Origin of the sequence: Aminivibrio pyruvatiphilus (assembly GCF_004366815.1) — a bacterium.
GTDB lineage: Bacteria > Synergistota > Synergistia > Synergistales > Aminobacteriaceae > Aminivibrio > Aminivibrio pyruvatiphilus.
In genome coordinates, this window is the sequence record NZ_SORI01000018.1 from 13843 (window position 1) to 25003 (window position 11161).

11 protein-coding genes are annotated in these 11161 nt (G+C 62.4%); 3 read left to right on the forward strand and 8 right to left on the reverse strand.

Annotation, left to right across the window (positions count from 1 at the left end; genetic code table 11):
• Positions 1-11 precede the first annotated feature (11 nt).
• The 7 genes from C8D99_RS11805 to C8D99_RS11835 all read right to left on the reverse strand — a co-directional run bounded on the left by C8D99_RS11805 (position 12) and on the right by C8D99_RS11835 (position 5721).
• A complete protein-coding gene (locus C8D99_RS11805; RefSeq protein WP_208321175.1) occupies positions 12-473 on the reverse strand; it encodes a tripartite tricarboxylate transporter TctB family protein in 462 nt (153 codons plus the stop codon).
• A gap of 180 nt (positions 474-653) precedes the next feature.
• Positions 654-1631 carry a tripartite tricarboxylate transporter substrate binding protein gene (locus C8D99_RS11810; RefSeq protein ID WP_133958543.1) on the reverse strand — a complete coding sequence of 326 codons (978 nt, stop codon included), beginning with the start codon at positions 1629-1631 and terminating at the stop codon, positions 654-656.
• 269 nt (positions 1632-1900) lie between these two features.
• On the reverse strand, positions 1901-2311 hold the full coding sequence (locus C8D99_RS11815) for a VOC family protein (protein WP_133958545.1): 411 nt from the start codon (positions 2309-2311) through the stop codon (positions 1901-1903).
• 55 nt (positions 2312-2366) lie between these two features.
• Entirely contained in the window at positions 2367-3341 is a 975-nt protein-coding gene (locus C8D99_RS11820) for a PLP-dependent aminotransferase family protein (RefSeq protein WP_133958547.1), read from the reverse strand.
• A 43-nt stretch (positions 3342-3384) separates the two neighbouring features.
• On the reverse strand, positions 3385-4251 hold the full coding sequence (locus C8D99_RS11825; RefSeq protein ID WP_133958549.1) for an ROK family protein: 867 nt from the start codon (positions 4249-4251) through the stop codon (positions 3385-3387).
• A gap of 7 nt (positions 4252-4258) precedes the next feature.
• Complete coding sequence (locus tag C8D99_RS11830) at positions 4259-5038, reverse strand: CDP-alcohol phosphatidyltransferase family protein (protein ID WP_133958551.1); 780 nt, start codon at positions 5036-5038, stop codon at positions 4259-4261.
• A gap of 2 nt (positions 5039-5040) precedes the next feature.
• Complete coding sequence (locus C8D99_RS11835) at positions 5041-5721, reverse strand: phosphatidylserine decarboxylase (RefSeq protein ID WP_133958553.1); 681 nt, start codon at positions 5719-5721, stop codon at positions 5041-5043.
• Positions 5722-5933: 212 nt separating this feature from the next.
• On the opposite strand from C8D99_RS11835, the gene C8D99_RS11840 reads away from it, so the two are divergent.
• From C8D99_RS11840 to C8D99_RS11850, 3 genes are read left to right on the forward strand one after another with little or no spacing between them, the layout of a single operon-like run.
• Positions 5934-6692: an ABC transporter ATP-binding protein gene (locus C8D99_RS11840; protein WP_133958555.1), complete on the forward strand. Its 759-nt coding sequence runs from the start codon at positions 5934-5936 to the stop codon at positions 6690-6692.
• Between the two features lie 5 nt (positions 6693-6697).
• Positions 6698-9061: an ABC transporter permease gene (locus C8D99_RS11845; RefSeq protein WP_133958632.1), complete on the forward strand. Its 2364-nt coding sequence runs from the start codon at positions 6698-6700 to the stop codon at positions 9059-9061.
• A gap of 19 nt (positions 9062-9080) precedes the next feature.
• Positions 9081-10316 carry an efflux RND transporter periplasmic adaptor subunit gene (locus C8D99_RS11850; RefSeq protein ID WP_133958557.1) on the forward strand — a complete coding sequence of 412 codons (1236 nt, stop codon included), beginning with the start codon at positions 9081-9083 and terminating at the stop codon, positions 10314-10316.
• A gap of 6 nt (positions 10317-10322) precedes the next feature.
• On the opposite strand, the gene C8D99_RS11855 is transcribed toward C8D99_RS11850, so the two are convergent.
• On the reverse strand, positions 10323-11120 hold the full coding sequence (locus C8D99_RS11855; protein ID WP_133958559.1) for a UDP-2,3-diacylglucosamine diphosphatase: 798 nt from the start codon (positions 11118-11120) through the stop codon (positions 10323-10325).
• Positions 11121-11161: the final 41 nt, after the last annotated feature.

Consider the following 11161-nt stretch of genomic DNA (forward strand, 5'->3'; position numbering starts at 1 on the left):
CACCGCCCTCTCTACACTTCGAAGAAACGTTCCAGGAGTCCCATGGGGATGGGAAGCTTCAGGAACCAGACAAAAAGAACGTAGATGAACACAGAGAAGCCCAGGCTGACGAGAATGGCCCTGAAAAAGCCGATGGCCCTGAGGAACATGTAGGTGACGACCATAAAGAGCGGTGTCGCCACGAAATATCCTATTCGGGGTATGAGAAAAATATACAGGGCGATCAGTGCTGTGAACAATATCACCCGGGGAACGTGAATCTTTTGTTCATCGCAAGATTGGGGTGCGGGTTCTCCTGCCCCGTTTTTTGCTTCTTTCAGGGACTTGAAAACCATGGCCCCTGAAAAAAGGAACACCAGTCCCGCAACCAACTGGGGAAAAAGGGCTGCGCTGGAGGGCATGGAGTTGCCCTTGAAAAAAAAGTACCCTCCCAGAATAAAGGTAAATACGGCGAAAAGGCTGTGTTTCAGCACGTGTCCCAAATCAGCTACCTCCTGTGGCTTTTCCTCCCGGGCCGAAGAGGAGCCTGTCGGGAGAAGAAAAGGAGCCGTTCCGGCAAATCACCGTAACGGTCCCGGGTCAAGTTCTGATCTGTTGTAAAAGGCGCCGCGTCAACACTGCGCGGCGCCTTCCATTCTGCAGGGGGACAGTGTCTACTTGCCCTGATACTGGGCCTTGACTTCCTCCCAGATGACCTTGAACATTTCTTCCTGTTCCTCGAGCATTTTTTTATACTCATCGCCAAACTTCATATCGATGATGGATGCCCTGTCATTGCAGGCCTTTATGAACTCAGGCATTTCGGCCATCTTCCTGAAGGCTTCAATGAGAGTGTTCTTCGCTTCCTCGGGGATTCCCCCGGGTGCGCTGTAGCCTCTTGAAGAGCCGGATACGACATTATAGCCGAGCTCCTTAAGGGTGGGAACATCGGGAAGGAGTTCGTAGCGGCTTTCGGCGAAAAGAGCCAGGGGAATGAGATTCCCGGCCTTTATCTGGGGGTAAGTGATTCCCAGGTTGTTGAAGCTCGCGTCGATTTTTCCGCCCATGGCTGCCTGCCAGGAAGGGCCGTCCCCTTCGAAGGGGATCATCTGGAATTTCAGGCCCGTGGCTTTTTCAACGATAAGAGTGGTGAAGAAGTCATCTCCGCCCACGCCGGAATTTCCCACGGTGATCTTGCCCGGGTTTTCTTTTGCCGCGTTCATGAAATCCTGCACGGTCTTGTACGGGCTGTCCTTTCCCACAACAATGATGCCGGGGTCCGTAATAACGTTTGCAAGCGGCTCAAGTTCCGAGATGTTATAGGTGATCTCCGGGTTCATTATGTAGTTGGTCTGAAGCATGGGGGTGTTGGTAATGCTGACAGTGTAGCCGTCTTTTTTGGAGGTCTTCGCTAGCTGGGTCCAGGCTATTGCGCCGGTAGCCCCGGGGATGTACTGATTGATGAACGACTGGCCGATAACTTTCTCGAGAAAAGGCTGCGTCAGCTGAGCGAGAGTGTCGCTGCCGCCTCCGGGCTTGAACCCCTGAAGCACGGTAATCTGCTTTTCAGGGTAGGCAGCGAAAGCCGCCTGTGCTGCCAGAACACATACAAAAAGCACCAGTACTCCGATAACCCACTTCGATTTTCTCATACGCCATTTCCCTCCTTAAAGTTTATGGACATGATAGATCTTTGGGGCCTGCAGAAATCCGGACATATCCGGTCTTTCTCGTAGTTGGCGGGCACGGGGAACAGGAGTCCCTTTGCCGGTATTAATTTGTGAAAAAACAACGTTGCTGCTCGGCCAAGCTCAACCAGATGATGTATTTTCAGCATATCCCCTGAAAAGGGAAATGTCAACCGAATTTTTTTACCCGGAAGCAGTGCTGGAGGGATTGTTCATGTACCGGACCGGATTTCTCAGAGAATCTCTCTCTGTCCGAAGACGGGCCTGAGGACGGGGTTCAGGAATGACTGGGCCTCAAGGGCGTACCCTTCCGGATCCTCGAAGAAGAAGGCTTCGATCTGTATCTCCGGCCTGGAGAGAAGCTCCGAGATAATCGTGACGCCGTTCTTCCGGAGATGTTCGTACCATTCCCTCACGTCGTCCACCACGAAGGTGGCCAGGACGGTGCTTTCGCTCTTCGGCGCGGAACAGTGGCCGTACCGCTCGTCCACTATCCCCAGGAACGCGCTTTCCCGCACCCTGTAGATCCGGCAGGTTCCCTGATCGTCCGCCAGTTCGAAGCCCATGATCCTCTCGTAGAAGTCCGCGGCTTTCGCCAGGTCTTTGTAGTAAAAGAACGTGATCTGGGAGCATATTTCCGGCATGATACGGGCCTCCTCGCCTGTCTGGTGTTTGAGAGACCGCCGGTCCCCCGCTCCATTATAGCCTTCTCCTGCAGGCGGCGGCCAGCTCTTCCAGGTCCTTTTCCTCCAGCCCCTCGCCGCAGGGAAGGACCACCAGTTTTTCCGCTTCGTCCGAAGGAGTGCCCGGAGGGGCGTCCCACGACAGGGGCGGTTCGAAGCCTTCCGCCCGAAGGCGCCGCTCCAGTTCGGCCTTTCCGCTTTCCACCCTGTAGGGGGCTCCGAGCGGCACGGTTCCGTCCTGAAGGGCCGGCAGGCCCAGCAATACGGCGAGGAAGGAATAGTTTTTCCGCCGCGCTGCCGGTATGGGTTCCCACGGAAGCCTGTCGAGAAGCAGCCTTCCCATGGCCGAAGGCTCCCGTGTCCCGCCGTCCCCGTCGAGCGCCTTTTCCCCCTGCCGGAGGAAAGCGGGCTCTCCGGTCATCAGTCCCGCCGTTTTTGCAGAGATAAAGCTCTCGAGGGGCGGGGCGAGCGTTCCGTCAAGGGGCAGTCTGGAAGTGAGCAGGCCCCCGTCCGGTACGGGAAGAAATTTCCGGAAGCTGTACAGGGCGAAGTCTCCGAAGGTTCCCACACCCCGGCTAAAAAGGGCGTGGACGCAGTCTTCAATGATGACGGGCCTGCTTTCCGCGGGCAGGGAACGAAGGGCTTCCTCCACCGGGCGGTTGGGGAAGCCGCAGAAGTGAATGTACAGGAACACGTCACCCGGCAGCAGTTCCGGAATAGGCGTCCGCGAGGGATCGGAGTAGAAGAAGAGGCGGTATCCCCGGCAAAGAAAGGGAGGCGCCAGGGAGGCGCAGCACAAAGACGGCAGCCATGCCCGTCCGGTTATCCGAGCCGGCGGAAGGGAGTCCAGGGCCCGGGCCAGCGCCATTCTGCCCGTGCCCACGGAAAGGGAGAACCGTCCGTCCAGGGGAAGGACGCCGAGGAGATGCCTGGAAACCGGCGGAGCCCGGAGTATGTCCCGGGGAAGGCGCAATTCTGAAGGATGCTTCATGACGGGGCCGGGAGCGGCCGGCACAGAATGCCGTGAGGGGCGGTCAGCTTCGGGTCAGGGCGGCAGCGCCGATGGTGGCGGCGTCGTTCCCGAGGAGGCTCAGCCTGAGGTCCAGGGTCTTCCGGAAAGGGGCAGCAAGGTAGTCCAGCACTCTCGGCCTGAGGACGGCGAGAAAATTCTCTCCCCTGCTCAGTCCCCCGCCGAGGATGACGGCCTGGGGATCCAGGAGGTGGACCGCCGAGGCGATGCCCTTGGCGAGGTGGTCGAGTCCCCTGTCCCAGAGGGGCGCCACCGCGGGGTCGGTCCTGCGGGTCCACAGGTACTTCAGGTCCGGCTGCAGCCCCATTGCCCGGGCCTGGCGCTCCAGGGCGTCCGCCCCGCTGATCCCCTCGAGGTGCCCGTGGGAGCCGCAGCCGCAGGGTTCCCCCGAGCCCACCACCAGGTGTCCCGGCTCCCCCGCCATGCCGTGAAACCCCTTCAGAATACGGCCGCCGGTGACGATGGCTCCTCCGATGCCCGTTCCGAGGGCAAGGAGAAGGAAATCGTCCATTCCGACGGCGGCTCCTCCCCAGCCTTCGCCGAGGGCGTGGCAGTTGGCGTCGTTTTCCATGGCCACGGGGAGGCCGATTTTCGAGGAGAGCATTTTCCGGAGGGGAAGGCCGTTCCAGCCGGAGAAATTGGGAAGCAGAAGGGCCGTTTCCCGGTCAGCGTCGAGCACCCCGGGGATGCCTACGCCCACGGGGCAGTCGGCGCAGGCGCCCAGGGATTTCACCATGACGGCGATCTGGGAGAGGATCCCGTCGGGTTCCCGTCCGGAAGTGGGCTCGGAGATCCGCCGGAGAATATGGCCGTCCTCCACGAGGGCGGCGGCGATCTTGTGTCCTCCGAGGTCCACTCCCACTGCTTTCATGGCAGGGCTAGTGCTCCGCCCGCTTCAGTGCGGACCGCTTGTGGATCATGGGCCCCGTAAGGACGTAGGCGAGGCAGCCCAGCACGAGAATGGAGGCGATCCACGCGGCGTAGGTTTCGCTGAGGATCCACAGCAGAAGAACCACCAGGGCCGCCGGGGCGAAGTATTTCACCTTGTTCGAGGGCTTGGGGTACCTGAGGTTCGAAAGCTGCAGGGAGATCATGACGATGATCAGGAACTGGAAGACCATGGAGACCGGGCCCGTGACCAGGATGTGGTCGTCCGGGTACAGGACCTGGGCGGCGAAGGCTGAGAGGGCGATCCAGGACGAGTTGACGGTGATGGGAAGGCCGATGAAGCCTCCCTGACCCCGGAGGGGATCCTTCAGCCGGAACTTGGAGAGGCGCAGGGCCCCGGAGAAGACAATGGCCGAGGGCAGGATGGTCCTCCAGAAGGGGCTCGGCCCGTGGAGCAGCAGGGCGTAAAGCAGCACCGCCGGGGCGGCTCCGAAGGCGGAGAAGTCCACGAAGGTGTCGAGCTCGGCGCCGAAGTCGGTGGACCCCTTGAGCCACCTGGCGAGGTTGCCGTCCAGTCCGTCCAGGATGAGGGCGAGCATGATGTACTGGGCGGAGCGGGCAAGGAGGGCCGGCACGCCGAGCCGCATGGATTCCAGGGTCGAAAGGATGCTGGCGAAGCCGAAGAACAGCGCCGAAAGGGTCACCAGGGTAGGTATGATCCGGCGCCAGTTGGCAATGGCCCGGAGCTTCTGGAGATGGTCCTTCGTCATGATTACTGGTTCTCCTTCTTCACGATCCGGGCGATGACCGTCTGGCCTGCGGAAACCTGGTCGCCGATGTTCGCAACTATTTCGATATCCCCCTTGGGGAAGTACATGTCGAGCCGGGAGCCGAACTTCATCATGCCGAACCGCTGCCCTCTCCTCACGGACACCGTCTTGTCGGGACGGAGCCAGTAGACCACCCTCCGGCACACGGGGCCCACGATCTGCGTGATGAGGCAGGAGGTTCCTTCTCCCCTGACGAGGATGGTGTTGTGCTGGTTTACCTCGGAGGACTTCTCGTCAAAGGTGAAGAGCCTCTTTCCGGGGAAGTATCCGAGGAACGTGGAGTACCCCCCGATGGGGAAGCGGTTGACGTGGACGTCGAACAGGCTGAGGAAGATGCTGATCCGCACGGTGTCGGTCTTCAGGTAGTCCCCTTCGTAGACCTCGGCGATCTTGGCAATCTTTCCGCTCGCCGCCGCGACGACCAGGCCCGGGTCGGACGGAGTGGCCCTGTCGGGATCCCGGAAGAAAAAGAGCATGTAGCCAGCCGAAAGGTTGGCCAGCAGCAGGCCGAGGAACAGGGACGTGCCGCCGGACACGCCGAAGAGCATGAACAGCAGGAACATGACCGCTCCGAACGCCGCCGAAGCAAGAAGAAACGGTTTGACCTCTGGACGGAATTTCATAAAATAAAGCCCCCTTGTTTTCTGTTTGTCGGATAATTATACCGTACAAGACGGGAGAGGTCACCTGAATTCCGAACAGTTCCCTGAATGTTGTGTCGGTATAATTACGGAAATTCCGCCTTTTTCCGGATGGGGGAGGGGCTCCGGCAGGTTGACCGGCGATTTTCAATGGGGTATAAGGGGGACGCGGCGAAATCCGCAGGAGGACCCGAATGGAGAACCGCGAAATTTTTCCCGGACGGGAAGCCGGCGAGGGAAGGACGGGCACTCCCCTCTTCCGGGCATCGTCAATCACAAAGTTTTATCACCAGGGAACCCAGACCGAGGTCCGCGCCCTTGACGGGGTGGATCTCGAGCTCTTCGACGGCGAGCTGGCGGTGCTCCTGGGCGCGTCGGGAAGCGGCAAGTCCACCCTTCTCAACATCCTCGGCGGCCTGGACATCCCCACGGGAGGACGGCTCTTCTACCGGGAGGACGAGCTCACCGGGGCCGATGAGGACCTGCTCACCGCCTTCCGCAGGAATTCCGTGGGCTTTGTCTTCCAGTTCTACAACCTCATTCCCAGCCTGACCGCAAGGGAAAACGTGGCGCTGGTCACGGAAATCGCCCCGGACCCCATGAGCCCCGAGGAAGCCCTTGAACTCGTCGGCCTGGGGGACAGGATGGACCATTTCCCCTCCCAGCTCTCCGGGGGTCAGCAGCAGCGGGTGGCCATCGCCCGGGCCATCGCGAAGCGCCCGGAAGTCCTCCTGTGCGACGAACCCACCGGGGCTCTCGACGTCAAAACCGGCATCACCGTCCTCGAGGCCGTGGAAAAGGTGAACAGGGAACTGGGAACCCTGGCGGTGGTGATCACCCACAACGCCGCCATCGCCGACATGGCGGACCGCGTCATCTTTCTCTCCGCCGGGAAGATCACGTCCATCCGGGGGAACGAACGGCGCATGCCGGCACGTTCCCTCTCCTGGTGACGGCCATGAGGGCCATCGACAGGAAGCTTCTCCGGGATCTCTCCGGGATGAAGGGGCAGATGACCGCCATAGCCCTCGTCATGGCCTGCGGCCTGTCCATGATGATCATGGCCAGGGGGCTCGTGGTCTCCCTGGAGGAGACGGAACGGACCTACTACGGCACCTCCCGGTTCGCCGACGTTTTCTGCGGGCTGAAACGGGCGCCCCTTTCCCTGGAGTCCGCCCTCTCGTCCCTTCCCGGGATCGCCGCCGCGGAGACCAGGGTCACGGGCGTCCTGAACCTGGACATTCCTGGAATGAAGGAGCCCGTGGACGGCATGGTCTTTTCCCTTCCGGAGGACCGTCCCCAGCGGCTGAACCTTCTTCACCTGAAGGCAGGACGCCTGCCCGGACCGGGCCGGAGGGACGAGATAGCGGTAAGCAGCGGCTTTGCCGGGGCCCACGGCTTTCTGCCGGGCGACGAGCTGGAGGGGACGGTCTACGGGGTCCGCCGGCGGTTCCGGATCACAGGCATCGCCATGTCGCCGGAATTCATCTACGAGACCAGGGCGGGAGAGATGCTCCCGGATCCCCGGCGGTTCGGCGTCTTCTGGATGAACAGCGGGGAACTGTCCCGGGTCCTCGGCCTGGAAGGGGCCTTCAACAGCCTCTCGGTGCGTCTCTCCCCGGGGGCCGACGGAGAAGAGGTCAAGGCCGGCATCGACAGGCTGCTCGAACCCTACGGGGGGCTCACGGCCTACGACCGGGAGGATCACCCCTCCGCGAAGCTCATGAGGGACGAGATACGGCAGCTGAAGGGGTTTTCCGTGGCCTTCCCGGCGGTGTTCCTGGCCGTGGCGGCCTTCATGACCAGCGCCGCCCTGACCCGCCTGGTGAAGCTCCAGAGACAGCAGATAGCCCAGCTGAAGGCCTTCGGCTATTCTCCCTTTTCCGTGGGAGCCCATTTCCTGAAATTCGCCCTCGTCCCCGCCGCCGCGGCCACCCTCCTCAGCCTTACCCTCGGCATGTGGGCGGGGCGGGCTTTCGTCTCCCTCTACCACCGGTTTTTCCAGCTTCCCTACCTCCAGTTCATCCCGGACTGGGCTGCACTGGCGGCGGGGATCGGCGCCACGGCCTCCGCCGTCGCCCTGGGAGTCCTCGGCGCGGTGCGCCGGGCGGCTGCTCTCCCTCCCGCCGAGGCCATGCGGCCCGAGCCGCCGGCGGATTTCTCCCCCTCCCGCCTTGAAAAAATGGGAATCCACAGGCTTGTCCCCCCTTCTTTCCGGATGGCCCTCAGAAATCTGGAACGGAGACCATGGCAGGCCGTTTTCACCGCCCTCGGCCTGGCCCTGGCCGCGGCGATACCCGTCCTTCCCGGCGCCATGGCGGACGGGGTGGAGTACCTCATGGAATCCCAGTGGTCCCTCGCCCAGCGGCAGGATGCCACGGCGGCTCTTCTCGAGCCCGGCGGGCCGGAGGCCTTCACCGCCCTGGCACGCTTTCCCGGGGTGCTCTCCGCGGAGCCCTTCCGGGCCGTTCCCGTGGTTCTGAGGACGGGCCACCGGAAGTGGAGGACCGCCGTCACGGGCCTTCCCCGAAATCCGGAGCTCAACCGCCTTCTCGGCCGGGACGGCAGGGAGATGGCACTGCCGCCGGCAGGGCTCCTCATGTCGGAAAAACTGGCGGAAATTCTCGGGCTGGCCCCGGGGGACGAGGTGACGGCGGAAGTGAGGGAGGGGAGGCGGCCCGTGGTGCGTACGGTGCTCTCCGGCACAGTGTCCGATTACGCCGGAGTGGCGGTCTACATGGAAATCGAAGCCCTCCGGAAGCTCCTCGGCGAGGAGGGAACGGTGAGCGGGGCCTATCTGGCCGTGGATTCCCTCCGGTGGGACGACTTTCTCGCGGAGGTGAAGAAAACGCCCGGAATCGCTTCCGTGGCCTCCACCGCCGCCGTGCTCGAGAATTTCCGCAGCACCACCGCCGAGATGATGGGCCTGTCCCAGGCGATCTACTATGTTTTTTCCATCATCGTCTCCTTCGGGGTCATCTACAACGGCGCCAGGATCGCCCTTTCGGAGAGGGGAAGGGACCTTGCCACCCTCCGGGTTCTCGGGTTCACCAGGCGGGAAGTGTCGGGAATTCTCGTCTCGGAACTCGCCCTGCTGACCCTTGCGGCAGTGGGGCCGGGGCTGGTGCTGGGGCGGTGGCTCACCGAAGCCGTCATGGAGTCGGCGGGAAGCGAGACCATGCGGTTTCCCGTGATCATCACCGGGCGGACCTACGTCATGGCCGCAGCCACGGTACTGCTCTCCTCCCTCTTTTCCTTTGCCGTGGTGACAAGGAGAATTGCCTCCCTGGACCTGCTCGGCGTGCTGAAATCAGGAGAATGAAGAAAGGACGGTTAGGGGAATGAACACGAATTCCGGACGGACCAACAACAGCAGGGGAAGGATCCGGAGACTGCTCAGGAAGGTTGTGTACGTGCTGCTCGCCATAGCCGCCGCGGCCTGGGGAGCCGTACTCCTGAGGCCCTCCCCCGTTCCGGTGAAGGTCATGGAAATCGCCGCCGGCCCCTTCACCGTCACCGTCTCCGAAGAGGGAAAGACGGCCATCCGGAGCCGGTACACTGTGTCCTCCCCCGTGGCGGGGTTTCTGAACAGGACGGTGCTCAGGGCCGGCGATCCCGTCCGGCGGGGAGAGACCGTCCTTGCCGTCCTCGATGCCGAACCGTCGGGTCTTCTCTCCCCCAGGGCCCTCGCCGAAGGGGAAGCCCGTCTCCGGGCGGCGGAGGCGGCCCGGTCCATGAGGAAGGCCGAACTGGACCGGGCGAGGGTGGGCTTCGACCTGGCGAAAAAACAGTTCGAGCGGATAGACCGCCTTCTGCCCTCCGGAGGCATCGCGAAGCAGGACTGGGACATAGCGGAAAACAGGATGCAGCTTCTCTCGAGGGAGACAAAGGCGGCGGAATTCGCCCTCCGCATGGCGGAATTCGATGCGGAACAGGCCCGGTCCTCCCTCATCCAGGGGCCGGAGAAGGGCAGGCCTTCCGAGCCGGTGCGGATTCTTTCCCCCGTGGACGGGTACGTGCTGAAGGTCTTCGAGGAGAGCGCCAGGCCGGTGCAGGCGGGAACACCCCTTCTCGAGGTGGGGGATCCGGACGACCTGGAGGGCGAGACGGATCTTTTTTCCGCCGATGCCGCCGGGGTGGTGCCCGGAATGGACGTTTCCATCGAGGGCTGGGGAGGAGACAGGCCCCTGAGAGGCAGGGTGTCCGCCGTTGAACGGAGCGGTTTCACAAAGGTGTCAGCCCTCGGCGTGGAGGAGCAGAGGGTGAAGGTCCGTGTCGACATCCTCGATCCGGTTCCCCCCGGCTATCGTCTGGGAGACCGGTTCCGCATCGTGGTGCGGATCGTGGTCCGGTCGGACGGCGGGGTTCTCCAGGTGCCCCTCAGCGCCCTCTTCAGGCGGGGGACGGAATGGCATGTCTTCACCGCCGGGGGAGGAAAGGCCCGGGACAGGAAGGTGGAAACGGGAGACAGCAACGGAATTATGGCGGAAGTGCTCTCGGGACTTGATGAGGGTGACCTGGTGATTCTTCACCCGTCAGGAAATATCCGGGACGGGGTGAAGGTGGTGCAGGAATAGAAACGGTCAGTCGGCCGCAGGGACGCCGAGGGCTCTTTCCGCCGGGCGGAGGGAGGGAGATTCGCCCTTCCGGTCGAACCACCGGACGATCTCCATGACGCCGTCGAGGTGCTCCACCAGGGCCGAGCAGTTGTCCACCCAGTCGCCGCAGTTGAAGTACTTCACTCCCTGGAAGGCCCGGACTGCCGGATTATGGATGTGCCCGCAGATGATTCCCGAGGCGTCCATTTCCCTGACCGACCTGGCGATGCGGCTCTCGTACCGGCTGAAATACTTCACCGCCCTCTTCACCCTGTTTTTGAGAAAGGAGGAAAGGGACCAGTATTCCCGCCCCGCGAGAGAGCGGATAAAGTTGACTCCCGAGTTCAGCTGCTGGGCAAAACCGTAGGCCCTGTCGCCCGCCCAGGCGAGCCACCGGCTGTAGAGCATCACCACGTCGAACTGGTGCCCGTGGACCACAAGGTACCTTCTGCCGTCGGCCCCGGTGTGCACAGCACTGGATCGTATTCTGACACCGGCGAGGGACTGGCCGTCGAACCGGTTCATGAACTCGTCGTGGTTTCCCGGAATATAGGTCACCGCCGTCCTGCCCGCGAGGGAGAGGATGGAGCGGAGCACCGACGCGTGGGACGCCGGCCAGTTCTGCCTGGGGCCCATGTTCCACCCGTCTATGATGTCCCCCACGAGATACAGGTTCTCGCATTCCACGGAGGAAAGAAAGCCGGAGAGGTTTCCGGCCCGGCACCAGCGGGTTCCGAGATGGAGGTCGGAGAGAAAGATCGATCTGTATTTCAGCGGGTTCATCCTTTCCGTTCAGGGGTGCCCCGGGGGGCGTCGCTTCTTAT